Source organism: Streptomyces sp. NPDC037401, assembly GCF_055602345.1.
The window spans coordinates 313,225-337,091 of sequence record NZ_JBVJWO010000001.1; the positions used below are offsets into that span (position 1 = coordinate 313,225).

General features: G+C 72.9%; 20 protein-coding genes, 2 pseudogenes and 1 riboswitch. Of the genes and pseudogenes, 7 read left to right on the top strand and 15 right to left on the bottom strand.

The genetic code is table 11. From position 1 onward, the window contains the following. Positions 1-190: 190 nt before the first annotated feature. Positions 191-1,501 carry a serine hydrolase domain-containing protein gene (locus ACZ7H1_RS01345; protein ID WP_470782683.1) on the bottom strand — a complete coding sequence of 437 codons (1,311 nt, stop codon included), beginning with the start codon at positions 1,499-1,501 and terminating at the stop codon, positions 191-193. Between the two features lie 324 nt (positions 1,502-1,825). Here ACZ7H1_RS01345 and ACZ7H1_RS01350 point away from each other — a divergent pair, with 324 nt between their 5' ends. Beyond that, positions 1,826-2,452, top strand: coding sequence for a LysE family transporter (locus tag ACZ7H1_RS01350; protein WP_470782685.1), 627 nt, complete (start codon positions 1,826-1,828; stop codon positions 2,450-2,452). 88 nt (positions 2,453-2,540) lie between these two features. Here ACZ7H1_RS01350 and ACZ7H1_RS01355 read toward each other — a convergent pair whose 3' ends face one another. After that, entirely contained in the window at positions 2,541-3,455 is a 915-nt protein-coding gene (locus ACZ7H1_RS01355; protein WP_470782687.1) for an oxygenase MpaB family protein, read from the bottom strand. A 236-nt stretch (positions 3,456-3,691) separates the two neighbouring features. On the opposite strand from ACZ7H1_RS01355, the gene ACZ7H1_RS01360 reads away from it, so the two are divergent. The 3 genes from ACZ7H1_RS01360 to ACZ7H1_RS01370 all read left to right on the top strand — a co-directional run bounded on the left by ACZ7H1_RS01360 (position 3,692) and on the right by ACZ7H1_RS01370 (position 7,229). Next, the gene (locus ACZ7H1_RS01360; RefSeq protein WP_470782689.1) at positions 3,692-3,847 is read left to right on the top strand and encodes a DUF6131 family protein; all 156 of its coding nucleotides are present in this window, start codon (positions 3,692-3,694) and stop codon (positions 3,845-3,847) included. A 595-nt stretch (positions 3,848-4,442) separates the two neighbouring features. After that, positions 4,443-6,467: an RICIN domain-containing protein gene (locus ACZ7H1_RS01365; protein WP_470782691.1), complete on the top strand. Its 2,025-nt coding sequence runs from the start codon at positions 4,443-4,445 to the stop codon at positions 6,465-6,467. Between the two features lie 138 nt (positions 6,468-6,605). Then, positions 6,606-7,229, top strand: coding sequence for a hypothetical protein (locus ACZ7H1_RS01370; RefSeq protein ID WP_470782693.1), 624 nt, complete (start codon positions 6,606-6,608; stop codon positions 7,227-7,229). A 12-nt stretch (positions 7,230-7,241) separates the two neighbouring features. On the opposite strand, the gene ACZ7H1_RS01375 is transcribed toward ACZ7H1_RS01370, so the two are convergent. From ACZ7H1_RS01375 to ACZ7H1_RS01395, 5 genes are all read right to left on the bottom strand, one after another. Further along, positions 7,242-7,994, bottom strand: coding sequence for a class I SAM-dependent methyltransferase (locus ACZ7H1_RS01375; RefSeq protein ID WP_470782695.1), 753 nt, complete (start codon positions 7,992-7,994; stop codon positions 7,242-7,244). A 9-nt stretch (positions 7,995-8,003) separates the two neighbouring features. Further along, positions 8,004-9,227, bottom strand: a complete 1,224-nt coding sequence (locus tag ACZ7H1_RS01380; protein ID WP_470782764.1) for an aminotransferase class V-fold PLP-dependent enzyme — start codon at positions 9,225-9,227, stop codon at positions 8,004-8,006. 1 nt (position 9,228) lies between these two features. Next, positions 9,229-10,548: a pyridoxal-phosphate dependent enzyme gene (locus ACZ7H1_RS01385; RefSeq protein ID WP_470782697.1), complete on the bottom strand. Its 1,320-nt coding sequence runs from the start codon at positions 10,546-10,548 to the stop codon at positions 9,229-9,231. Continuing rightward, positions 10,545-12,056, bottom strand: a complete 1,512-nt coding sequence (locus ACZ7H1_RS01390) for a type III PLP-dependent enzyme domain-containing protein (protein WP_470782699.1) — start codon at positions 12,054-12,056, stop codon at positions 10,545-10,547. The genes ACZ7H1_RS01385 and ACZ7H1_RS01390 overlap by 4 nt, the downstream gene beginning before the upstream one ends. A 131-nt stretch (positions 12,057-12,187) precedes the next feature. Then, the gene (locus ACZ7H1_RS01395) at positions 12,188-12,751 is read right to left on the bottom strand and encodes a GNAT family N-acetyltransferase (protein WP_470782701.1); all 564 of its coding nucleotides are present in this window, start codon (positions 12,749-12,751) and stop codon (positions 12,188-12,190) included. 211 nt (positions 12,752-12,962) lie between these two features. On the opposite strand from ACZ7H1_RS01395, the pseudogene ACZ7H1_RS01400 reads away from it, so the two are divergent. Continuing rightward, positions 12,963-13,178, top strand: a pseudogene (locus tag ACZ7H1_RS01400) (TOBE domain-containing protein); the annotation flags it as partial. A gap of 12 nt (positions 13,179-13,190) precedes the next feature. On the opposite strand, the gene ACZ7H1_RS01405 reads toward ACZ7H1_RS01400, so the two are convergent. The 7 genes and pseudogenes from ACZ7H1_RS01405 to ACZ7H1_RS01435 form a co-directional block, all read right to left on the bottom strand. Then, positions 13,191-13,643 (bottom strand): molybdopterin-dependent oxidoreductase, encoded by a 453-nt coding sequence (locus ACZ7H1_RS01405; RefSeq protein ID WP_470782703.1) that lies wholly within the window; start codon positions 13,641-13,643, stop codon positions 13,191-13,193. Next, positions 13,589-14,332 (bottom strand): annotated as a pseudogene (locus ACZ7H1_RS01410) (molybdopterin cofactor-binding domain-containing protein); the annotation flags it as partial. The gene ACZ7H1_RS01405 and the pseudogene ACZ7H1_RS01410, both read right to left, overlap by 55 nt. Further along, positions 14,257-14,820: a hypothetical protein gene (locus ACZ7H1_RS01415; RefSeq protein WP_470782705.1), complete on the bottom strand. Its 564-nt coding sequence runs from the start codon at positions 14,818-14,820 to the stop codon at positions 14,257-14,259. The pseudogene ACZ7H1_RS01410 and the gene ACZ7H1_RS01415, both read right to left, overlap by 76 nt. Positions 14,821-15,188: 368 nt before the next feature. After that, positions 15,189-15,875, bottom strand: a complete 687-nt coding sequence (locus ACZ7H1_RS01420) for a hypothetical protein (protein WP_470782707.1) — start codon at positions 15,873-15,875, stop codon at positions 15,189-15,191. Continuing rightward, positions 15,872-16,357: a DUF6114 domain-containing protein gene (locus ACZ7H1_RS01425; RefSeq protein WP_470782709.1), complete on the bottom strand. Its 486-nt coding sequence runs from the start codon at positions 16,355-16,357 to the stop codon at positions 15,872-15,874. Before ACZ7H1_RS01425 ends, ACZ7H1_RS01420 begins: the two co-directional genes overlap by 4 nt. 1 nt (position 16,358) lies before the next feature. After that, entirely contained in the window at positions 16,359-16,967 is a 609-nt protein-coding gene (locus tag ACZ7H1_RS01430) for a DUF6230 family protein (RefSeq protein ID WP_470782711.1), read from the bottom strand. A gap of 135 nt (positions 16,968-17,102) precedes the next feature. Further along, on the bottom strand, positions 17,103-17,846 hold the full coding sequence (locus ACZ7H1_RS01435) for a MerR family transcriptional regulator (RefSeq protein WP_470782713.1): 744 nt from the start codon (positions 17,844-17,846) through the stop codon (positions 17,103-17,105). A 100-nt stretch (positions 17,847-17,946) separates the two neighbouring features. On the opposite strand from ACZ7H1_RS01435, the gene ACZ7H1_RS01440 reads away from it, so the two are divergent. Beyond that, positions 17,947-20,022 (top strand): SpoIIE family protein phosphatase, encoded by a 2,076-nt coding sequence (locus ACZ7H1_RS01440; protein ID WP_470782715.1) that lies wholly within the window; start codon positions 17,947-17,949, stop codon positions 20,020-20,022. 90 nt (positions 20,023-20,112) lie between these two features. On the opposite strand, the gene metE is transcribed toward ACZ7H1_RS01440, so the two are convergent. Further along, entirely contained in the window at positions 20,113-22,431 is a 2,319-nt protein-coding gene (gene metE / locus ACZ7H1_RS01445; RefSeq protein WP_470782716.1) for a 5-methyltetrahydropteroyltriglutamate--homocysteine S-methyltransferase, read from the bottom strand. Between the two features lie 171 nt (positions 22,432-22,602). Continuing rightward, positions 22,603-22,833: riboswitch (cobalamin riboswitch) on the bottom strand. Positions 22,834-23,015: 182 nt separating this feature from the next. On the opposite strand from metE, the gene ACZ7H1_RS01450 reads away from it, so the two are divergent. Next, complete coding sequence (locus tag ACZ7H1_RS01450) at positions 23,016-23,849, top strand: class II glutamine amidotransferase (RefSeq protein ID WP_470782718.1); 834 nt, start codon at positions 23,016-23,018, stop codon at positions 23,847-23,849. The last annotated feature ends 18 nt before the right edge of the window (positions 23,850-23,867 follow it).

Below are 23,867 nucleotides of genomic sequence, written 5' to 3' on the forward strand. Positions count from 1 at the left end.
GCGAAGAAGGGAGCAAAAAGCGAGGGGAACCCCGTGGCGGGGAGGTCGCCCCCTCTGTCGCCTCCCCTGCCCCCCCCCCCCCCCCCCCCCCTCCTCCCTCCCTCCCCCCCCCCCCCCCCCCCCCCCCCCCCCCCCCGCCACGCCCCGCCGTCGGCCCGGTCACTCGGACCGGGCCGACGGCGTCACCGGGTCAGCGGCGCGAGCCGCGCTCCGGCAGGTCGGCCTCGGCCGGGGCCGGCGTCAGCGCCGGGTCCTGCGACACCGCGGCCGCGAAGCCGCGCGCGGTGGCCGGGGTGGCCGGCTTGGGGCAGAACACGGCCTCCAGCGAACCGCCCAGCGCGGTGTTGGCCGTGCCCCGGTTGGAGGTGTTCGCCATGGCGGCGATGCTCCGGCTGCCGTCACGCGTGGCGAACGCGTAGGTGTAGAAGCCCTGCACGGTGCCGGTGTGGCCGTAGAGCTGCACCCCGCACGTCAGGTCGTAGCGGCGCAGCCCCAGCCCGTAGAAGCGGGTGTTCGTCGCGTCGGTCGGGGTCATGGTGATCATGGCGTCCAGCATGGGCTTGGACAGCAGCTTGCCCTTGAGGAGCGCCGACATGAAGGTGTTGAGGTCGGCCGGGTTGGAGATCATCGCACCGGCGGACTGGCCCCAGGACACCGTCTGCTCGGTGGAGTCGACCAGCGGGGCGCCGGCCTCGTCGGGGTGGAGGTAGCCGCGGGCGTGCAGGCCCTTGATGGTCGTCTTGGGGTGCACGTAGAAGGTGTTCCGCAGACCCAGCGGCTTGATGATGCGGCTGCTGTACTCCTTGGCGACCGTGCGCTTGCCGACCTTCTCGATGATCATGCCGACCACGACGAAGTTGGTGTTGGAGTACTTGTACGACACGCCCGGCTCGGTCGTGCGCGGCTCGGCGAGCGAGAGCTTGACCAGCTCGTCGTACGTGAACACCTTGTTCCGGACGGCCTCGAAGCCGGGCACGGTCTTGTCGAACATGGCGTTCGTGTAGTCCGCCAGCCCGCTGCGGTGCGTGAGCAGGTGGCGCACGGTGATCCGGTCGTCGGGCAGCAGGCCGGGCAGGTACGTGTTGACCGGGTCGTCGAGCTTGACCTTGCCCTCGGCCACCAGCTGCAGCAGGACGACGGTGGAGAAGGTCTTGGTGACGCTGCCGATCCGGAAGCGGGACTTCGGGTTCATCGCCGTGCCCGTGGTCCGGTCCTGCACGCCCACGGCCTTGGTCTGGACCCCGGCGGGGCCGGTGATCCGGGCCATGGCGCCGGGCGCTCCGGCCGCCATCGTGTTCTCCAGCACCTTCACGAGGGCGGTGAGGTCGGGGGTCGTCGCCTTGCGCGCCGTGACGGCGGAAGCGGCGGAGCCCGCGGTCGCGGCCGAGGCTGCGGAGACCGGGGTGGTCGCGGCGTGGGCGGCGGTGGCCGGGACCACGCCGGCGACGGCGGCCAGCAGGGCGGCACTTGCCGCGAGGCGGCGGTTCAGAGGCAGGGGCACGTGGTTCCTCAACTCGGCTGGTGTGGGGAGGGCATGCGGACAGGGGCCCACCAGTACGCACAACGTGCGGCAGGTGAGCCGATCTTACGAAAGCTGACGCAGCGTCCGAGCCGCCGACCTGCCGTTCCGTACCGGCGGCCGGGGCGGCTGACGACTCCGCGCAGAGATCAGGACGGAAAACGGGTTGCTCCCGTTCCCGGCGCGCGACCAGAATCCGCGCATGACTTCCACCTCGACCGCCGTCCTGCCGCCGTCCGCCGCCCTCCGGCCGGTGGGACGACAGCAGCAGTCCGGCCCGGAGCGGAGGCCGATCCCCGCAGACGCGTGAGCACGGCGCTGGTCGCCGGCCTGCTCGCCGGCTACGGCATCGCCGTGCCGGTCGGTGCCGTCGGGGCCTACCTCGTCGCCCTCACCGCCCGCACGTCGCTGAAGACCGGTGCCTGCGCCGCCCTCGGGGTGGCGACCGCCGACGGCGTCTACGCCCTGGTCTCCGTCCTGGCGGGCTCCGCGCTCGTCCCCCTGCTCCAGCCGGTCGTCGGTCCGCTGCGCGCGGTCTCCGCCGTCGTGCTCGTCGCGCTGGCGGCCCACGGCGCGGTCGCGGCCGTGCGCAGCCACCGCGGGGGCCGCACCGCGGATCCACGTGCGGACACACCTCCCAGCCCGTCGCGGGCGTACGGCGCCCTGCTCGCCCTCACGATCGCGAACCCGCTCACCGTGATCTACTTCGCGGCCCTGGTGCTGGCCGGCTCGTCGGCCGCGGACCCGGGCCGGGCCGAGCAGGCGGTGTTCGTCCTCGCCGCCTTCGCCGCGTCCGCCAGCTGGCAGCTGCTGCTCGCCGGGGGCGGCGCGCTGCTCGGCCGCCTGCTGACCGGCCGCCGCGGACGGCTGCTCACGGCTCTGGCGTCGAGCGCCGTCATCACCGCGCTCGCCGCCCGGCTGGCCCTTTCGTGACCGCCGCCGCGGTGGCGGTCGCCGGTCACGATCACCACGAAGGGCTTCGGCGGGGATTACACGGTCAACGACTCCGCCGTGCCGGCGCTCACCCCTGCACGGCGGGCACCTGCGGCACCGGAGGCCGCGCCATGGCCCACCGGATCAGCCCGGTCACGGCCGTGCCGGCCGGTCCCGCGAACCAGCGCTCGGTCCGGGGGAGCAGCGGCAGCCGCAGCGGCTCGCGGGCCCAGTCGGGCAGCAGGGCGACGGCCGCCGCGCCGAGCGCCGAGTAGGGCAGCCGCGCCGGCCAGGGCAGCGGCGGATGCAGCAGGATGAACCGCGCCGCCTCCCTGGCCTCGGGCGTGGACCGCAGCTCCGGACGGTAGGAGTCGATCCGTTCGGCCAGCGCGGCCGTGGTCGTGGGCGGATCCGCCACCCCGAGCGCGGCCCCCACGCGGGCCATGTCGGCGACGTACCCGTCGCAGCCCGCCGCGTGCAGCGGCTGCGCCCCGTACCGCTGGTGCGCCCGCAGGAAGGAGTCCACCTCGGCGATGTGCACCCAGGCCAGCAGGTGCGGGTCGGACGCGTGGTACGCCGTGCCGTCCGCGGTGCTGCCGCGGATCCCCTCGTGCACGGCCCGCACCCGGTCGACGGCCTGCTGGGCGTGGTCCGCCGTGCCGTACGTCGTGTACGCGAGGAAGGTGCTGGTGCGGGCCAACCGCCCCCAGGGGTCGCCCCGGTAGCCCGAGTGTCCGGCGACGGCCGCCATTGCCAGCGGGTGCAGGGACTGGAGGAGGAGGGCGGAGAGTCCGCCGACGAACATCGAGGCGTCGCCGTGCACGGTGCGGACCGGCCGGCCGGGGGCGAACCAGCGCGGTCCGGGGGTTCCGTGGATGCGCAGCCGGCTCTCCGCTCCGCCGGGGCCGGCGACCTGCCGGAACAGGGCGTCGCCGAGACGCTCGCGGACTCCGTGGTGGCGGCCCGGCGAGGAGCCCCCGGCAGGACGGCCCTGGCTCTCCATGGCGCCAGTATCGGCCGGACCGCCGCACAAGTGGTAGCCCGGCCGCCCTTGACCCCTGGCCACCCGCGTGCGGCCAGGGGTCAAGGTCGCTGCAGCGTGACGCGACTCTTACGCTCCGTACTCGCCGGGTACGGAGCGTCAGTCCGCCATGCATGACGCGGGGGGTTCGGGGTAGTCGCGCCAGTACTGCGGGACCGTTCACGTACCGCAGTCACTTCGCACGAAGGGCGGACACCATGATCCTCATAGGCGCCATCCTGCTGATCCTCGGCTGGATCCTGGGGATAACGATCCTGTGGACCATCGGAGCGATCCTGCTCGTCGTGGGCGTCGTCCTGTGGGTACTCGGGGCGGTCGGCCACTCCGTCGGCGGGCGTCGCCACTATTACTGATGGTGCATGACCCGATCCGATCCCACGCCGCTTCGCCGCCCGCGCCGCCACGGCCCGGGCGGCGCCCGACTGCCCGCGGCGCTCTGCGTGCTCCCGTACTTCCTGATGCGAGCGTGACGTAGCCGCTCGTCCCCGCCGCAGGTCCACGAACTCGCCCGAGAGGGCGAGTTCGTCGTTGTGTCCGCTTCGCACCGTGCCGTGCTCACCATTGGTGACCGGGGGAATTCGCGAGGTAAGCAAAGGGTGAATCTTCTACTGAATTCGCGTCAATAACCCTCCGGCGATTATCTCGATTCCATAACGAGATTACCCAGAAGGCCTGGACCAAGCTCCAGCAACGCGCGTAACTCCCTTTGTTTTCAAGTGAATTGAAGGTTCATCAGAAAAGGCCGCAAGGTAACGGAATGGATTCTTCGGGCAGGCTCCCCTTTGTCCGAATTCTCCACCGAGGGGGTCTGGCAGGCTTCCGCGCACCCACTCTTCTGACCAAAGAATTGAGGTGCGCATGTCCAAACATCGAAGACTGAAGCAGCGTCAGCCGCGTCAGCCGCGTCAGCCGCGTCCGCGCGGACGGTTCATAGGCATCACCGCCGCCATGGCTGTGGCGGCGGTGGTCGCAGGAGGCTTCGCCTACGAAGCCGGCCGTACCGACGGCGGCGGGAGCGCCCCGCTCACCCAACTGGGAGCGCACTCCGCGGAGATACCCGTTCCGGCCGCCGCACCGGCCAGGGACGAGGAACCGAAGCCCATCAAGAAGAAGCCGGCCAACGAGCCGGCCCGGGGCATGGTGTTCGACGGGCTGAAGATCGCGCCCAAGGGCGACCGCTGCGCGGGCGTCTACAGCACCACCACCGGCCACTGCACCCACGGCCCCGACGCCCCGCCCAAGGGCGTCGACATCAAGAAGGACACCCCGCCCGCGGTCAAGACCCGTGCGGCAGCAGCCGACCCGGCCAAGCCGGCCGCCCAGGACCCGGTGCCCGAGCAGGGCGGCGGGCGCTCTCAGGACACGCCCGCCGTGGACGCCCGTACCGCAGGCTCGGCCGCGGCGCGGCCCGCGCCCACCCCGTCGGCCGGCGGCAACACCGCGGCCGGCACCGCTGCAAAGGCCGCCGCGCCCGCCGGACAGGCCGTCCAGTGCGACGGCGACGGCAGCAGCGGCAACCGCGTCCAGGTCGTGTACGTCCACGGCCCCGGCCGCGACCGGTACTCCCAGTACGTCGCGTCCTTCCGCAAATGGGCCGCCGACGCCGACCTCATCTACTCGGCCAGCGCCCAGGAGACCGGCGGCGTCCGCCACATCCGGTACGTGACGGCCGCCGACTGCACGCCGACGGTCCTCAACATCGAGCTGACGGACTCCGCACTCTCCGAGTTCAGCGCCACCAACCGGGCGCTGGCCGCCAAGGGCCTCGACCGCCGCGACCGCAAGTACATGATCTTCGCCGACGCGCAGGTCTACTGCGGCATCGGAACGTTCAACGGCGACGAGCGGCCCGGCCAGACCAACCTCAGCAACTTCGGCCCCTCCTACGGGCGCACCGACACCGGCTGCTGGGGCGGTCACACCGCCGCGCACGAACTCGGCCACAACCTGGGCGCGGTCAACAACAGCGCGCCCAACACCAGCCGGGGCGCGCACTGCACGGACGAGTGGGACGTCATGTGCTACTCGGACAGTCCGCACTACCCTCGGATGCGCGACGTGTGCACCAACCGCGCCGCGGACAACATCCTCGACTGCAACCACGACGACTACTTCCACACCAACCCACGCCCCGGCAGCTATCTGGCGACGCACTGGAACATCGCGGACAACCAGTTCCTGATGCGCGGCAAGGGCGGCGGCGGAGGCACCGACCCGGGACCCGGGCCGAGCCCCAAGCCCACCCCGACGCCCACCCCGTCCCCGACCGCGCCGAGGCCCGGCGCCGGACCCGACGTGACGGTCGGCCAGATCCAGTCCGACTCCGCCGTGGCGAGCTGGCCGCGGGTCGCCGGAGCCGCCTGGTACCAGGTCATGTTCAACGGACAGCACCTGACGTGGGTGCAGGGCACCGCAGTGCGGATCTACGGCCTGCGGCCCGGCACCTCGTACACCGTCGCCGTATCGGTCCGTGACGGACAGGGCCGGGACAGCGGACCCGGCCGTGCGACGAAGTTCCGCACCGCCGGCCCGAGCGGCACCACCGCACCGAACACCCGCTACCTGCTCTCCAACGGCCGCACCGGCATGAACGCCGAGCTGTGGGGCGGTCGTTCGGCCGACGGCACGGTGCTCGTCGGCTCCCAGGCCAACGGCTACGCCCAGCAGCAGTGGTTGTTCGACAAGGCGGGCAGCGGGCTGGTCCGCATCCGGTCCGCCGCCTCCGGCAAGTGCCTCCAGCCCGGCGGAGCCCCGGCCGCAGGCATGTGGGTCGCCCAGCAGCCGTGCTCGACGACTTCCGCCGCACAGCAGTGGAAGCTGACCGTCAAGGACGGCGCGGCGACGATCACCCACCGCGGCGGAACCTACGCGCTGACCGTCAGCAGCCGGCCGTACTACGGCGCCTGGCTGCTCGACCTCCAGCGAGCGGACGGACGCCCGGCGCAGGTCTGGACGGCCCGCAAGGCCGGCTGAGCCGACAACACGCCCGGCCGGGCCGACGGTAAGACCGGCTGAGCCGGCCGTCGGGCCGCACGGGCCGACAGCAGGGCGGGCGGGCCGTCACGGGGGGCCCGCCCGCCCCACCCCTCTCACCGCCATCGGAGGACCGCAATGCACAGAAACCCGAGGCCGGCCCTCGTCCTCACGGCGCTGGCCGGGGCCCTGACCCTCGGTGCGCCCCTGCCCGCCGCCGCGCACGACGGCACCCTGAAGGTGGTCGTCACCGGTCACCGCGAAGGGCACGTCACCACGGATGTGACCTGGGAGAACGACGGCGACCCGGTCGAGGAGCAGGTCGGCGCCACGGTCAACGCCGTCAGCGGCGACGGCTCCCGTACGGCCGGACCGTTCCGGCTGGTCCGCGCTCCCGGCGGCGGCAGCAGCAGCTGGACCACCGCCGAGGCGCTCCCCGCCGGCGAGTGGACGGTCACCGTCGAGGCCGGGTACCCGGGGCTGGGGCGCGGCGAGCGGCGACTGACCGTCGCCGCCGCGGCACCGGTCAAGCCCGCGCGTTCCGCAGCCGCGTCCGTCGCGCCGTCGGCCCCTGCTTCGGCCCCTCCTTCGCTTCGGCCTCCGGCCGTGGTGACGGCCGCAGCCACGGACGGCGCGGAACCGGCCGACGACGGCGGCGGCAACGGCGCACTCGGTCTGACGCTGGCTGGACTCGGTGCGGCGGCGCTTGCCGGAGCCGGCGTCGGCATGGCCCTGCGGCGCTCCCGCGCGCGGCGCCGCTGACACGGCTCGCCTTCAGCGGACGGCGACCATCACGTGGCTGTGGCCGAACTGCCAGACGGTCCCGATCTGACGGAAGCCCGCCTCGCGGAGCAGCGCGGTGTGGCCGGACAGCGTCAGGTCGTTGCCCTCGCACGGCGGATGGCTGGGGCGCTCGGGCCGGGCGAGACGCGGCGCCAGCTCGGGATCCGCGGCGGCGTCCGACCACCAGGACTCCCAGTCCTCGGTGGTGTCCAGGTAGCGCTCGGTACGGAGCTGCCCGACGTGGAGGGCGAGTTCGCGGACGGATTCCGAGTCCGGGCCGATGTGGTCGCCGTTGACGAACACGCCGCCGGGGCGCAACAGGCCGGCGAGGTCCCGGTAGACGCGGCGCAGCGCCGCCTCGCCGAGGTAGTGCAGGGCCGTCGCCGAGACGGCCGCGTCGACCGGGCGGTCCAGGCCGAGGGGCTCGAGCCAGCCGGGTGCGCCGATCACGGACTCGACGTGGCGCAGCGCCGATCCGTAGTACGACCTGCCCAGTTCGAGCAGGAGCGGATCGGCGTCGACGGCCAGCACCTCGGCCGTGGGGAGGCGGGCCGCGAGCCGCGAGGCCAGGGCTCCGGGACCGCTGCCGAGGTCGAGCACCAGCGGGGCGGCCTGACCGAGGGTCACGTGCTCGACGACGTCGGCCATGACTGTGAATCTCTCCTCGCGGTCCACGGCGTACCGCTGCTGCTGGCTCTCCCAGCGCTCCACCCACCGTGCTGCCGTCATCGTGCTCATTCCCACAAATGGAAATCATTGCAGACTGGTGAGGACCGCGAGCAACTCTCGTACCTCTTCAGGTGTGTTGTGGACGTGCAGGCTGACCCGCACCGAGTCCTCCGTCTCCCCGGAGCCGGAGCCGGAGCCGGAGCCGCCCGCCTGGCAGTGCCCGTCCGAGCGCACCATGATGCCGTGGCTGTACAGGACGAACCCCAGGTCCTGGGCGCTGATCCCGCGGTGCCGGAAGGTCACGATGCTCCGGCGCCGCTGCACCTCGGACGCGGCCGCCAGGCTCGCCCCGCAGCCGAGCACCTCGTACGCGTCCATCCGGGCGAGCCCGTCGGTCAGCCGCGACGCCAGGGCCACGGTCCAGCGCTCGATGCGGTCGGTCCCGGCGCGGTCGAGCCAGTCGAGGGCCGCCGCGAGCGACGCGATCCCGGCGGTGTTCGGCGTTCCGGCCCAGCCGCCCGGCCGGAACTCCGGCCCGCGCAGCCCGCGGGCCCAGACGGCCCCGGTGCCGGGCAGTGCCAGTGCCTTGTGCCCGGAGAAGACCACGAAGTCCACGTCGAGCTCGGCCACGGACACCGGCAGGTGGCCGATGCTCTGTGCGGCGTCGAGGCAGATGGGTACGTCCGGCCCGACCGCCCTGCGCACCCGGTGGACGTTCATGTCGACCCCGTAGACGTGGTGCACGTGGGTGGCGGCCACGAAGCGGGTACGGGGGCCGGTGATCCGCGCGAGGGCCTCGGGGTCGTAGTCCCCGGAGCGCTCCTGGCACGGCAGCGCGCGCACCGCGATCCGTACCCCCTGGCGGGCCAGCAGCTCGCGGGCCTCCAGCCAGGGCGCCAGGTTCGCCTGGTGGTCGGAGAACGGGACGACGATCTCGTCCCCGTCCGCCAGCAGGCCGGGCAGCCAGTCCCGGGCGATGGTGCGCAGCCCTTCCGTGGCGCCGCTGGTGAAGTGCACGGTGGAGCGCTCCGGCTGCGGATCTCCCAGGAACTCCCCGATCCGCTCGCGGGTGCGCTCCACCAGTGCCGTCGTGGTGTTGGCCCACGGGTACGAGCCGCGGCCCGCGTTGGCGTTCGAGGTGGTCAGGTAGTCGTGTACGGCGTCCAGGACCGCCTGCGGCTTCTGCGACGTCGCCGCGCTGTCCAGGTAGGCGAGGCCGGGGTTCGCGGCCACGATCGGGAACTGGACGCGCAACTCCCGCTGCCAGGCCGCCAGTTCGCGGATGACCTCGTCGTACTCGGCGGCCACGTCAGTCACGTACCAGCGGCGCGCCGGCGTCCCGCCAGGCGACGATCCCGCCGGCGAGGCTGCGTACGTCCGGGTGGCCCATCCGGGTCAGCAGGGCCGCGTACCGGGCGGACTTCTCGCCGACCGGGCAGGCCAGCAGCACGGGCCGGCTCTTGCTGAAGGGCAGTCCGCCGCGGACGAGTTCGTCGAAGAGCTCGTCCACGATGTTGACCGCGCCGTCGATGTGCAGCGCGGCGTACGCGAAGGGTCCGCGGAGGTCGATCACCAGCGGCCGCCGGTCCTCGATCCACTTCTGCGCCTCGGCGGCCTCGATCACGCAGGCCGTGCGGACCTCGGCATCGGTCAGGGAGGCCACGGAATTGCGTACCGGCGGCCTGCCGAACAGCTCCGGACGCCGGCTGCGCACGTACCCGAGATAGCTCTCCGCCCGGTCGCACACGATGAAGACGGCCGTCGCCCGCTCCGTCAACGCGGCGTCCAGCGGCCGGAGATGGCGCACCGTGCCGTAGTACGCGGCCCCGCCGGTGGGGCCGGCGAGCAGCCCGCAGCGGCGCAGCAGGGTGAGCATCCCGTCGACGGCCTGCCCGGAGCTCACCGTCGCGATCGTGTCGTAGGCCGACGGGTCGAAGATGCCGACCTCCTGCACCTCGTCGGCGGTGCGGATGCCGGGGATGAAGTCCGACTTCTCCCCGACCAGGCCCACGACCCGGACGGCCGGATCGTGGGCGCGCAGCGCCGTGGTCACGCCGGTGGAGGAGCCGGCGGTCCCCACACAGGCGACGAACCAGTCGGGGGCGCGGCCGTCGAGATCGGCGATGATCTCCGGGCCGGTGCCCCGGGCGTGGGCCTCGGCGTTGAGGGGGTTGAAGTACTGGTCCGTGTGCAGGTGCGTGCTCCCGGGACGGCTCAGCTGCTGGTGGAAGACGGTCAGCGGGTCCTCGGTGTCCGTCGGGTCGAGGCACTCGCTCTGCCCGGGCAGCTCCTCGATCTCGGCGCCCAGCAGCAGGAGCAGTTCCTTGATCTCGGGGATGCGCATGCGGTTGGTGACGCTCTTGAACGGCAGCCCGTGCAGGCCCGCGATGAGGGCCAGCGCCTTGGCGGTGTTCCCGCTGGAGAGCTCCACGATCGTCTCGCCGCGCTCCACGGCCCCCGGCAGGCCGCCCCGGACCATGTTCCAGGCGGCCCGGTCCTTCAGCGAGCCGAAGGGGTTCAGCATCTCCAGCTTGGCGTAGAGGTCGATGTTCCGCAGGCCGTGCACGGCCGGGTCGATGCGGACCAGCGGGGTGTTGCCGATGGCGTCGGTGATGCTGTCGTACCTCATGCGCGCGCTCCCCCCGTGCGTTCTATCGGCCAGTACTGCTCGTCGAGGCACCAGTTCCAGGCACCGGCCTCCTCCTGGACGGCGACCTTGCGGGCGACGGGCTGCTGCTGGGCGTGGGTGGCGCCGAAGTCCATGCAGTAGCCGGCGGTGTTGGCGAAGGCCAGGAGGTCGCCGCGGCGGGGCAGGCGGGGCAGGAAGACCGTTCTGCGGGTGATGAGGTCGGCCTCCAGGCACAGGTTGCCCATCAGATGGACGGCGGCCGGTTGCCCGGTCCGCCCGGACCCCTCCTGCCGCTCCTGCCGATCCCGCCGCTCCGGATCCGCCGGGGAGCCGGCCCGGGGCACGACCAACGGGTCCACCAGCACGCCGTGGTCCTCCAGACCGACGTCGCCGGCGTTCATCGCGAGGCGCACCAGGTGCTCCCCGGACCCGGTGTCCCGCACCTCCAGCACCCGGGCGAGGGAGAGGCCGCACTGGTCCACGAGCGCCCGGCCGGGCTCGGCGTACAGGTCGTACAGGCTCTCCAGGAGCAGCGTGCCCAGCGGGCGCCCCAGGCCGGGCGCGGGGCGGGACAGCAGCTCGTCGAGGTAGCCGGGGCCGGCGACCGGCCGGTGCGCCGGGTAGAGCCCGAGCGCCCCCTTGAGGGTGCCGTTCTCCACGCGCAGCCCGTAGCCGTGACCACCCCAGGTCAGGGGCGGCCGGCGGCCCATGACGGCGGCCGTGAGGCCGGTCGTGTAGCGCTCCCACTGCGCGGCGTGGGCCAGGTAGCTGACGCCGAACCCGCCGCCGACGTCGATCGCGCCCGGCCGGAACCCCCTGAGCTGCAACTCCTCCATGGCCCGCAGGCACCCTTCGAGTGCCGTGGCCTTCTCGTCCAGGCTCGTGGTGTCGAGGTGGTAGCCGACGCCGACCGGCACCACCGCGTCCCGGTGGCGTTCCAGTACGTCGAGCAGGCCGCCCAGGGACTTCACGGACGTGCCGAACCGGCTGCGCCGGGAGAGCATCCGGGTGCCGGAGGTCTCGAACCCGGACAGCCGGAGCAGGACGCGTACCCGCGGCAGGCCGTACGTGCCGACGAGCCCGGCCACCTCCGCCAGCTCCGCGGCCCCGTCGACGCCGACGACCGCGCCGCTGCGCGCGGCGAGCCAGAGGAACTCCGGGTCCTTGGGGCCCGTCGCCATGATCCGGTCACCGGTGAACCCGGACCCGAGGGCGTGCTGCAACTCGCCGAGCGAGGCGGCGTCCAGGGCGGCACCGGTCGTGGTGAGCCGCCGGACCAGCGCGCTGGAGCGGTTGGCCTTGTGCGCGAAGTAGACCTGCCCGCCCAGCCGGTGGCGCTCCAGGACGGAGCGGAATTGCGCCACGTTCTCCGCGAACTGCTGGGGGAGTACGAGGTTCAGGGGCGAGCCGAGCCCGTCGACGAGCGCATGCAGGAAGGCCGGCTCTCCGAGCAGGGACGTCAGCCGCGGCGAGAGCCGCGGTTCCAGGTACAGAGGTGCGTCGCTCATCCCAGCTGTTCCTCCCCGACGAGGAATGCGTACCGGTTTCGGCAAACGGCCATACGACCGTAACCGCAGACGGGCGCTTTGCGCCCGGCCCGGCGGGGGGAGGGGCTGCTTCACGACGCCGGACGGCCGGATCAGGACGGTCGGAGGGCGAGGCTCATCAGGATCTCGTCCCGGTCGTCGCCGGGGGCGATCCGCAACGCGCCGGGCAGCCGGCCGACCTCGACCCAGCCCAGCTTGCGGTAGAAGTCCTCCAGTCCGAGTCCGCCGCGAGCGGCGAGCGAGAGCCGCTCGAGGCCCATCTCGTCCCGGGCGAGGTCGCGGGCCCGGTCCATCAGCGCGGCGCCGATCCCGCAGCCGCGGAAGCGGGGGTCCGTCTGGACGTGGTTGACCACCCCGCAATGCGCGACGAGGGGGTGCGGATCGCGGCGGACGATCAGCCAGCCCGCGAGGGCGCCGTCGACGGTGGCGACGAGCAGCCTGCGGCAGGCGGGGTCGAGCCCGCGCAGGAGCTCGTCCAGCACGGGGCGGACGTCGTGTGCGCTCACCGGCGGCAGCGGGAACTCCGCCGCGATCACCGCGCCGCCGGTGTTGACGACCGTCTCCCAGCAGGTGACGAGCTGGCCCCTGAGCGCGGCTGTCACGCCCTCGGCACGGGTGTAGTCCCGCAGGGCGATGGCCGCCTTGTGCACCGTCATGTCCGGCAGCCTTCCAGAACCCCCGCCGCCCCGTCACGCGGCACGAGCCGCCGCCGCGCAGGCGGCGCCGGTCTCGTTCATGTCGATGACGAAGACCGCCCGCCGGTGCGTCTGCGCGGCCGCTTCCCTGGATCTCGGGGCGCAGCCCCTATCGTCACGCTCGTGCGGCTTCGTCGGGCCGTGCCGAACCACTCGGTAAAGGGGTCGAACCGTCATGAGCCTGAGCATCCGCAACCAGATCGCGGGCACGGTGGCGGACGTCGCCGCCGGCCCGGCGATGGCCGCGGTGAAGGTGAATGTCGCCGGTGCCGGCGGCGGCCTGACCGCCGCCGTCACCGCCGACGCGGTGGACGCGCTCGGCCTGGCCCCCGGCACGCCCGTCGTCGCGCTGATCAAGTCGACCGAGATCTCCCTCGCCACCGCCTGAGGCGGCCCGCCCTCAGCCCGCGGGCGGCGGTGTCGGCAGGGACCCGAACCACACATCGGTGATCGCGCTGACGTAGCGGGCCCCGCACCGGTCCGAGGGGACCACCAGCTGGGCCCCCGCCTCGTCGAGGTCCTCACCATCGAGGCGGGTGGCGAGCAGCACCGGGCTGTCGCCGAAGTCGGCGTCCAGCTCGGCCCACGCGAGGACGGTGTGGTGCCCGTCCCCGCCGCTGACCGTCAGCAGGAAGCGCGACCGGTCCTTGCGGCGCCGGGCGTCGAAGGCCGGGCCCGCGCCCGCGACCACGTCCCGCAGCAGCGCGCCCTCGAACACGTGGTGCTGCGGGCCGTTGCTCGCGCAGTCGAACACCACCTCCGCGCGGATCTGCTCCCACTGGCGCAGGTCCGCGACGCTCAGCGTCGCGGGGTGGTCGAGGTCTCCGTGCAGCGTAAATTCGGCCATGGGCATCCGATGCCCGGACCTCCCGCGTGCTGAAACGCATCTGCCATGACGATTTCGCCATGTGACTTGCAGATGTGTGCATACCTGCCCTGTGCAGCTCGCATCTTCTGCCAGACCGCGTCCCGGGTCACGGGGAGCTCCGCGAAGCGCACCCCGGTCGCGTCCCGCAGCGCGTTCGCGAAGGCCGGGGCGACCGGGTCGAACGGGCTCTCGCTCATCGACTTCGCGCCCAGCGGTCCGATCGCGTCCAGCGTCTCCGTGAAGTGCACCTCCGTACGCGGGACGTCCGCGAACTGCGGGAGCCGGTAGCGGCGGAACGCCGCCGTCGTCACCTCGCCGCGCCCGTCGACGCGTACGGTCTCGAACAGCGTCGCGCCCAGCGCCTGCGCCGTGCCGCCCTCCACCTGGCCGCGGCACTGCATCGGGTTCATGACCTTGCCCGCGTCCGCCGCGTGCACGCTGCGCAGGATCCTCATCTCGCCCGTGTCCGGGTCGGCCGCGATCCGGAACCACTGCGCGTCGAACGCCACCGAGCGCGGGGAGCCGCCCCGGTGGCCGTCCGCCGCCAGCTCGGACGCGGCGCCCTTCGCGTGCGCCGCTTCGTACGGCTCCTTCAGCGTCACGGTGCGGCCCGCGCAGTCGAAGGCCTCGGCCGAGAGCGTGCAGAGGTGGCGGGCGACCCCGGTGTGCCGGGCCTGCCGCCGCTGATGCCCGCGCCACCGCTGACCAGGGTGCCGTCGCCTTCGCCGCATCCGACGGTGGCGCTCCGGCCGCTGGTCGCCGCGGTGGGGCCGCTCACCTCGGTGTGGCGGACCTTCACGGCGCCGCCGCTGCCGCCGATGCCGAGCCAGTGGGTGACGTCGGTGCCGACGACGCCGGTGGAGCCGGTGTACTCGGTGCTGCCGTCGGGGCTCGGTGACGTGCCGTTGACCTTGTTGCCGTTCGACGAAGTGCCCGTGCCGATGGCCTGGTTGAGGCCACCGCCGGAGACGAGGCCGCTGCTGCAGGCCGCATCGGTCGAAATCTCGGAGAAGGGGGACGCCGGTCCCGCCGTGGCGCCGGGCGTCTTCACGGTCACGCCGACCGTGTTGGCGTAGGCGATGCCCGGTACCGCCAGCGCCAACAGGGCGCCCACGGCCAGTGCTTTGCCCGCCGCGGGGTGCCGCTTCAGCGTGTTCCTCAACGTGCTCTCCCTCCGGATGGCCGGTCTCTGTGCGAAGGCAGCGCGGGTCACACGGCAGGGCCGTGACGGTTCCCGGGGTGGTGACTGCGGTGTCGGAGGAGCGTGGGCCCGCCCGGACAGGGGGCGGTGAATGCCGACGCCGACAGGGGCAGGCCAGGTCATGGGCTGCCGTGACGCGCTGCGGCGCTGATTTGCGCCTGCGGAATGTACCAGCCGACTTGGCATGCAAGTAAGGGAATATTCCGCGTAATGGACTCGCACATGCGGTACTGACGGATAGCCGTTCGGGGCGAACTCGCCTGCCCGTCGGTCCTGGAACCGCCGGTGCCCGGCCGGGGCGGGAGAGGGTCCGGCCGGGCACGCGGGGATCAGGGGGTGACGTTGATCTGCTGGGACGGATCCGTGGTGTCCGCCACCGTGTACACGGCGTTGAACGTCGACGTGGTCGCGCTGGTCGGGCAGCCGAAGCCGCCGGTGACCTTGACGGGGACGGTGGCGTTGGTGAAGCGCAGGGTGGGCGGGGCCCCGTTGGTCCAGGTGCCCGCGGCCCCGGCCGGTGCGGTCGGCGCGGCGAGCACGGTACAGGTCGCCAGGCCGGTCGTCTTGACCACCAGCCCGCCGGTCGGCACGGTCAGGGTGGTGGTGATGGGCGAGCCGTGCTGCATGGTCACCGTCCACGCACCGCTGGTGGTGACCGTCGGCGTGACGCCCGGGATGCTCGCCGTGCACGAGCTGTACGTGGGTGCGGAGATCGGCGACGAGACGGCTCCGGCCGGGTTGTGGTTGCCCGGGGCGGCGGGGACGCTGCCGGTGGCCACCGAGACCGAGCACGTCACCGTGACCGAACCGGCCTTGAGGGTGGCCTTGCCGCTCAGCGTGGCCTTGAAGCCGTGGCCGGCCGGGGTGACGGTGGTGGAGCCGGCCGCTGCCGGCGCCGTCGGTGCCGTCGGGGCCTTCGGTAAGGAGACGGGGGCTGCGGTGGCGGTGGCGGAGGCCAGGGTCAGGGCTCCGGCGGCTGCGATGCCGAGTGCGAGAGCGGTGCGCGTACGGCTCATGGCTGTGCTCCTTGGGGATGGTCGTGCGGGGTGGGGGTGGGACTGCCCGGTCCGGGCCCCGGTGGGGCGGGGTCCTCGCGGGTGGGGCCGCCGCGGCCGGTGGCGTCCGGCTGCGCGGCGGAGTCGTGGTGGTCCTGCCAGGCGAACATGAGGCCGCCGCCGAGGATGCCGAGCAAGGTGCCGATCAGGAAGCCGCCGAGGTTCGAGAGCACGAGCGCGGCGACGGCGATCAGTGTGGTGAGCACCCCCGCGAGGGACCGGTGCTGCGGGGCGACCCAGACGGTCAGGCCGAGAAGGATCATGACCAGGCCCATCAGGACGGACGGGATGCCCGCCACGCCCTGGGTCAGCATGACCTTCAGCGGGGCCAGCGGGATCGAGCAGATTTCGGCCCCGGCGAGCACGGCGGCGAGCCCGCCCCAGAAGGGCCTGCTGCGCCGCCAGCGCCGGAACCACGCGAGCGGGCGCGGATCCGACGGCATCTCAGAAGCATTCCTTCGAGCCCTTGCTGATCTTCATGCTGAGCCCGGAGAGCTTGAACGTCCCGGCGTTCGTGGCCCACGCCGTCTGCCGGAGGCCGGTGATGCTGACGCTGTCGGCCTGCTGGGCGAACAGGTCCTGCATGCCCTGCGCGTCCGTGGGCCCCTTGTCCAGGGTCGAGGCGTCGCGGCCGATCTCGATGTTGGTGAAACTCGCGTCGCCGGAGAGCTGGGTGGCGTCGACGAAGAGGTTCGTCGCCTCCACGGGGGTCCTGCGCCCGGCGGTGAGGTTCAGGGAGATGTCACCGATCACGGGGAGCCTGGTGACGACGGACTGGCACAGGTCGTGGAGCTTCGCCTCCCTGATGGCGGTGACGGCCACCGGGATCAGCTCCTCGCGGGCATTGACGTCCACGCTGCCGTACTGGACGAAGCCCTCGCCCGTCAGGCTGGACGCGGAGACCTTGAACTGCTGCCCCGACACCGCGAAGGAGGCGGCGAGCGCCCCCTCGGCCAGGGCGATGCCGAGGGCCGCGGTGACGGCGACGGCCGGGACGGTCAGGACGGCGAACCGCTGCCAGCGCACCCGGCCGCCACCTAAGTCATGATCCATTTTGTCCTCTTGTGATCGTTACTGACCGGTATGGTTGTGCGGTTGAATGTAAAGATGCCAATGGCGCTTGGCAAGGTCGTGCGACGGCTCCCTTTCGGCCATCTCCCACGCCCCGCCCGGGGGCTCGGCCGGGCCTCAGGACTCCGTACGCAGCAGCGCGGCGACTTCCTCGTCCACCCGGCGGGCCATGGCCCGGGCGAACTCCGCGGCCACCACCTCGCCCGCCGCCGGCCGCAGGGCCGCCACCGCCGCCGTGATGCCCTGCAGGCGGCCGGCCGAAAGCCCCTCCAGCCCCTCCGGGCCGATCACGTGCCGCCGGAACAGCGACACGAAGCGGTCCGCGAGCGCCGCCGCCTGCCGCTGCGCGAACTCGCCCGCGTCCAGGATCTCCTCGAGCGGTACGCCCTCCCGCACCAGCGCCAGCGTCGCCTCCAGCAGCCGCCGGCTCGGGAACGTCACCGCGTCCCCCTCGATCAGCACGTAACCCAGCGCCGCCGCCCGCCGGGTGTCCTCCGGCCCGGCCGACGGGCCGAACAGCTCCCGGAGTTCGTCCCGGCTGATGGAGACCGGCTCCTCGTGCACCCAGTCCCGGGTCATCTCCCGTTCCAGACCCAGCAGTTGCGAGAGCCCGCCGCCCTGCTCCCAGGCCGTCAGCAGCTCGGCGATCCCGTTCACGGTGTAACCGCGCCCCAGCAGGTCGTCGACCAGCCGCAGCCGCACCAGGTGGTCCTCGGAGTACCAGGCGATCCGGCCCTCCCGCTGCGGCGGGGGCAGCAGCCCCCGCTCCTGGTAGTAGCGCAGATTGCGCACCTTCACGTTCGCCGCCCGGGCCAGCTCCTCCCGGCGGTAGCGTGCTTCGCCCCCGACTTCGCTGCTCACGGCCCCGAGCCTAGTGCTGCGACCGCACCAGGTGCTCGCAGGTCGGTGCCCGCCCGGTGCCCGCATAATGGAGGGAACGGCGTGCGGAAGGGGACGTCTCGTGCCATCGGTCCAGCCGGGGGGCGAGAAGGCCCACGGCCCGTTCTGGTCCGAGCCGGGGACGCTGCTCCAGCACGTGCCGGTGGCCGTCTTCGGCATCGACGACCACGAGCGCGTCTGCTACTGGGGCCCCGGCGCCCAGGACCTCTTCGGGTACGACTCCGCCGCGGTCCTCACGCAGCCCGGCTCCCTGCTCCTGGCCGGCCCGTCCCGGAGCGCCGCCGACGCGTGCGCCGAGCTGGCGGGCCGGGCCCGGACCGAGGGGTACTGGCGGGCCCGGCTCACCGCCCGGCACCGCGACGGCACGGTCTTCGACTGCGGCTTCCGGGTGTTCCCCGTGGTGGGCGCCGAGGGCGGCTCGGTCGTGATGGCCCTGGTGAGCCGCAGCGACGAGCTCGACCGGGTCAAGACCAACCTGGCCTTCCTCGACGCCCTCTTCGAGACCCTCCCGGTCGGCCTGGTCATGCTCGACCCGCAGCTCCGGTACGTCCACCTGAACCAGGCGCTCGCCGACATGGACGGCCTGCCCGTCGAGGCCCACCTCGGGCGCCGCATGGAAGACATCATGATCACGTCCGACGGCGGCGAGTACCAGCGCATGCTCCGCGCAGTCGCGCAGGACGGGGTACCCGTCGTGGGGGCCCGCGTGGGTCTGCGCCCCCTGGGCCATCCGGACCGCGACCAGGTGCGGACGGTGAGCTTCTTCCCCCTCACCCGGGCCGTCGGATCGCGTCCCGGCGTGGGCGGGCTGATGGTGGACGTCACGGACCGGGAGGAAGCCGTACTCGAAGCCACGGCCGCCCGCCTGCGGCTGGCCCTGCTCGACCGGGCGTCCGCCCGCATCGGCACCACGCTGGACGTGGACCTCACCGCCCGGGAACTGGTCGAGGCGGCCATGCCGGACTTCTGCGACGGCTCCGTCGTCGAAATCGTCGAATGGACGCACCCCGGGGAGCAGTTCGACCCGGAGCAGCCGCTGTTCACCCGCCGGATCGCCTCCGGAACGATCCTGCCCCCTCCGGCAGGCGAGCTCGTGAGCGGCGTGGAGACCGTGCGGTACCCGCCCGGCTCCGTCATCCACGACATGCTGCGCACCGGCCGCCCCGTCAGCGCCGTGGTGGACGAGGACTTCGTGGCCCGGACCGTCGTCATCGAGTCGCGCGCACAGCTGCTGGCCGCGAGCGGCGTCGCGTACATCATCGTCGCCCCCCTCATCGCCCGGGGCACCGTCCAGGGCATCGCCATGTTCGGCCGGTCCGCCCGGCGGCCCGCCTTCACCCCGGACGACCTCAACCTGGCCGGCGAGCTCGCGTCACGCGCCGCGATCTGCCTGGACAACGCCCGGCTGTACAGCCGCGTCCAGGACATCTCGCTCACGCTCCAGCGGGCCCTGCTGCCCAGCGGGCTGGCGAGCGGCCCGTACGCCGAGGTGGCCCACCGCTACGTACCCGGCAGCCGCATCACCGAGGTCGGCGGCGACTGGTACGACGTGATCAGCCTGCCGGGCGACCGGCTCGCCCTCGTCGTGGGCGACGTGATGGGACACGGGGTGCCGGCCGCCGCGGCCATGGGCCGGCTCCGCATCACCACCAAGGCCCTGGCCAGGCACGGCATCGAACCGGACGACCTGCTCACCGAGCTCGACGCCTGCGCCCAGGAGGCCGGCATCGAGCTCGCGACGTGCCTGTACGTCGAGTACGACGCGACGAGCGGACGCGCCCGCATCGCCAGCGCCGGACACCCGCCACCCCTGGTCCGCCACCCCGACGGCACCGTCGAGACCGTCGACGACGTCCTGGGAGTCCCCCTCGGCGTCGGCGGCCTCCCCTTTCGGACGACCGGGATCCACCTCCCGGAGGACTCGGTCCTCGCCCTGTACACCGACGGCCTCATCGAGGCGCGGGGCCGCGACATCGAGGCCGGCCTCGGTGCCCTGCGCGCCGAGCTGAGCGGTCCGTCCGGCCCGCTGGAGGCCCTCGCGGACCGCATCCTGACGAACCTCCGCCCCGGCACCCCGACCGACGACACGGTCCTCGTCCTCGCCCGCGTCCACCGCCGCCGCGCCCCCGGGCCCTGACGGCGCCGAGCGCTCCGCTGCCGGAGCCGGAAGGGGCGCGCGCGGCGGCTCCTTCCGGCTCCGGCCGGGCTCGGCCGGGCCCAAGCGGACTCAGCCGGCGCGCAGTTCCGTCCGGACCGTGCGGGCCGCGGCGACCAGGTGTTCGAGTGAGGCCCGGGTCTCCGGCCAGCCGCGCGTCTTGAGGCCGCAGTCGGGGTTGACCCACAGCCGCTCGGCGGGGATCGCCGCGAGCCCCTTGCGGAGCAGGGCCGCCGCCTCCTCGGCCGACGGGACGCGCGGCGAGTGGATGTCCCACACGCCCGGCCCGACCTCGCGCGGGTAGCCGGCGCCCGCGAGTTCGCCGGCCACCTGCATGTGGGACCGGGCGGCCTCCAGGCTGATGACGTCGGCGTCGAGGTCGTCGATGGCCCGGAGGACGTCTCCGAACTCCGCGTAGCACATGTGCGTGTGGATCTGGGTGTCCGGCCGTACCCCGCTCGTGGTGAGGCGGAACGATTCGGTGGCCCACGCGAGGTACTCCGCACGGCCGGCCGCCCGCAGCGGAAGGGTCTCGCGCAGCGCGGGCTCGTCGACCTGGATGACGGAAGTACCGGCCGCCTCCAGGTCGCAGACCTCGTCCCGCAGCGCGAGCGCCACCTGGCGGGCGGTGTCGCCGAGCGGCTGGTCGTCCCGTACGAACGACCAGGCGAGCATGGTGACCGGGCCGGTCAGCATGCCCTTGACGGGGCGGCCGGTCTGCGCCTGGGCGTACGTCGTCCAGCGCACGGTCATGGGCGCGGGGCGGGAGATGTCACCGGCCAGCACCGGTGGCCGGACGTAGCGGGTGCCGTAGGACTGGACCCAGCCGTGCTGGGTGGCGAGGTACCCGGTGAGCTGTTCGGCGAAGTACTGCACCATGTCGTTGCGTTCGGGCTCGCCGTGCACGAGGACGTCGATCCCGGTCTTCTCCTGGAAGGCGAGGACCTCGCGGATCTCGGCCTCGATGCGCTCCTCGTATCCGGCCGCGTCGATCCGTCCGGCGCGCAGGTCGGCGCGGGCCGTGCGCAGGTCGGTCGTCTGCGGGAAGGAGCCGATGGTGGTCGTGGGGAGCAGGGGCAGGCCCAGGTGCGCGCGCTGCGCCGCGGACCGTTCGGCATAGCCCTGGGAGCGGCGGCCGTCGGCGTCGGTGACGGCCGCGGCCCTGGTCCGTACCGCCGGATCGTGCGTGATCGCGGAGCGTGCGCGCGAGGCCAGGTCGGCGCGGTTGGCGGCGAGTTCGGCGGCGATGGTGTCCGTGCCGCGCGCGAGTCCGCGGGCGAGGGTGGTGATCTCGGAGGTCTTCTGGCGCGCGAAGGCGAGCCAGCGCCGTACCTGGGGGTCGAAGTCCCGCTCGGCGGCGGCGTCCAGCGGTACGTGCAGCAGCGAGCAGGACGCCGCCACGTCGACCCGGTCGGCGAGCCCCAGCAGGGTGCCGAGGGTGGACAGGGACTTCTCGAGGTCGTTGATCCAGACGTTGCGGCCGTTCACGATTCCGGCGACGAGGCGCTTGCCGGGCAGGCCGCCGGTGGCGGCGAGGTCGGCCAGGTTGCCCGCGGCGGCCTCGGTGAAGTCGAGCGCGAGCCCGTCGACGGGCGCCTTGGCCAGGACGGGCAGCGCTTCGCCGAGCCGGTCGAAGTACGAGGCGACCAGGAGCTTCGGCCGGTCGGTGAGCCGGCCCAGCTCCCGGTAGGTGCGCGCGGCGGCGTTCAGGTCGGCCGGCGTCCGGTCCTGGACGAGGGCCGGTTCGTCCAGTTGGACCCATGCGGCGCCGGCGGCGCGCAGCTCGGCGAGGACCCGGGCGTACACCGGGAGCAGGCGGTCGAGCAGGGTCAGCGGTTCGAAGCCGGGTGCCACGCCGGGCGCGGGCTTGGACAGCAGCAGGTAGGTGACCGGGCCGAGCAGCACGGGACGGGCGGTGTGCCCGAGGCCGAGCGCTTCCCCGAGTTCGGCCAGCTGCTTCGAGGGGTCGGCCGTGAAGACGGTGTCCGGGCCGAGTTCGGGGACGAGGAAGTGGTAGTTGGTGTCGAACCACTTGGTCATCTCCAGCGGCGCCACGTCCTGGGTGCCGCGCGCCATGGCGAAGTACCCGTCGAGGGCGTCCGCGTCGACCGCGGCGCGGTGACGGGCCGGGATCGCGCCGACCATGACGCTGGTGTCGAGGACGTGGTCGTAGTACGAGAAGTCGCCGGTCGGGACCTCGGTGATGCCGGCGTCGGCCAGCTGCCGCCACGTGGTCCGGCGCAGGTCCCGGGCGGTCTCCTGAAGGGCGTCGGCGCTGACGCGGCCCTTCCAGTACCCCTCGACGGCCTTCTTCAGTTCCCGGTGCCGGCCTTGGCGGGGGTAGCCGTACACGGTGGCCTGCACCGCCGCGGCTGCGGACTTGGGGGTCACGGAACTCTCCTTCGCGAGCATGTCTCCATGGACCCGGCGACGGGTCGGGGCGCGAAGGGGTGACGCACCGGCGGACCGTCGCTGCCGCGTCCGCGTGGGTACGCGCGGACGTCCGCCTGATATGTGTCGCCGACCCGCCCACGAGGTCACCGGGATGTCCGCACACGGCTGGGCGCGTGCGGGCAGTGGCAGGTCTTCGGACTCGCGGGCACGCCTGCCGGGCCGTTCTCTCCCGGCGGGCACCTACTGGCCGTCGCTTCCCAGGACCGGTTCCGGTCCCAGTGCGTATGACGGCGGTCGTTCCCGCTCACCGCTGCGGGGCAGTCCCGGATTCCCACCGGGTTCCCTCTTGCGACGCATCCCGCCTGGCGGACGGGGCGAACCAGCTGCCCGGCCAGACTAGACGGCATTCCCGGAAGCCGGAGCGAGTTGTCCACATCCCGGTACGGCGGCCCCCGCCCGCGTGGCGATCACCGGTGCGGGTCGCCAGAATGAAGTGTGATCGCCGCACTCGTGCCGACCCGGAGCGGGGCCGAGCGGGGCGAGCGTCCGCAGGTGGCAGTGAGGAACACAGGTGATCGCACATGTGTCGATGGCTCGCCTACTCGGGAACACCCGTGCTGCTCGACACCATCCTGTACAGACCGGCCCACTCGCTGATCGACCAGAGCCTGCACTCCAGGCTGGGCGTGGAGACGACGAACGGCGACGGCTTCGGCATCGGATGGTTCACGGAGGAGAACAGCACGCCCGCGCTCCTCAGGGACGTGGGCCCGGCCTGGAACAACCGCAACCTGCGTGAGATGGCGGACCACGTCCGCTCCCCGCTGTTCTTCGCCCACATCCGCGCGTCGACCGGCACGGCGGTGCAGCAGTCGAACTGCCATCCGTTCCGGCACGGCAACTGGATGTTCATGCACAACGGCGCCATCGCCGGCTTCCACCTCATGCGCCGGGAGCTCATCCTCCGGATAGAGCCCGCGCTGTTCTCCGACATCGAGGGAACGACCGACTCCGAGGTGATGTTCTACCTGGCGCTCACGTTCGGCCTGGAGCAGGACCCGCCGTCCGCCGTGGCCCGGATGGCGGGAGTGGTGGAGCGCGCAGGCCGTGAACACGGCGTGGAGTTCCCGCTCCAGATGACGCTCGCCGTGACCGACGGGGTGCGCCTCTGGGCCTTCCGCTACTCCAGCGCGCAGCGGTCCCGGTCGTTGTTCTACAGCAGCCGCGTGGACGCACTGCGCAGGCTGCACCCGGATCTGGCGTTCCTGCGGGACGTCTCCGACGAGACCCGCCTCATCGTGTCCGAGCCCCTCGGCGACCTCCCGGGCGCATGGAACGAGGTACCGGAGAACAGCTACGGCGTCGTACAGCCCGGTGCCGACGAGATGCACCGCTTCGTGCCGCAGCCGGCATGAGCTGCCGCCGCCCTCGGG

Coding starts and splice junctions, on each gene's coding strand:
- ACZ7H1_RS01360 (WP_470782689.1), top strand. CDS start 3,692: ATGATCCTCATAGGCGCCATCCTGCTGATCCTCGGCTGGATCCTGGGG.
- ACZ7H1_RS01405 (WP_470782703.1), bottom strand. CDS start 13,643: ATGCCCATGGCCGAATTTACGCTGCACGGAGACCTCGACCACCCCGCG.
- ACZ7H1_RS01370 (WP_470782693.1), top strand. CDS start 6,606: ATGCACAGAAACCCGAGGCCGGCCCTCGTCCTCACGGCGCTGGCCGGG.
- ACZ7H1_RS01385 (WP_470782697.1), bottom strand. CDS start 10,548: ATGAGGTACGACAGCATCACCGACGCCATCGGCAACACCCCGCTGGTC.
- ACZ7H1_RS01450 (WP_470782718.1), top strand. CDS start 23,016: ATGTGTCGATGGCTCGCCTACTCGGGAACACCCGTGCTGCTCGACACC.
- ACZ7H1_RS01420 (WP_470782707.1), bottom strand. CDS start 15,875: ATGAGCCGTACGCGCACCGCTCTCGCACTCGGCATCGCAGCCGCCGGA.
- ACZ7H1_RS01355 (WP_470782687.1), bottom strand. CDS start 3,455: ATGGAGAGCCAGGGCCGTCCTGCCGGGGGCTCCTCGCCGGGCCGCCAC.
- ACZ7H1_RS01425 (WP_470782709.1), bottom strand. CDS start 16,357: ATGCCGTCGGATCCGCGCCCGCTCGCGTGGTTCCGGCGCTGGCGGCGC.
- ACZ7H1_RS01395 (WP_470782701.1), bottom strand. CDS start 12,751: ATGACGGTGCACAAGGCGGCCATCGCCCTGCGGGACTACACCCGTGCC.
- ACZ7H1_RS01390 (WP_470782699.1), bottom strand. CDS start 12,056: ATGAGCGACGCACCTCTGTACCTGGAACCGCGGCTCTCGCCGCGGCTG.
- ACZ7H1_RS01365 (WP_470782691.1), top strand. CDS start 4,443: ATGGCTGTGGCGGCGGTGGTCGCAGGAGGCTTCGCCTACGAAGCCGGC.
- ACZ7H1_RS01430 (WP_470782711.1), bottom strand. CDS start 16,967: ATGGATCATGACTTAGGTGGCGGCCGGGTGCGCTGGCAGCGGTTCGCC.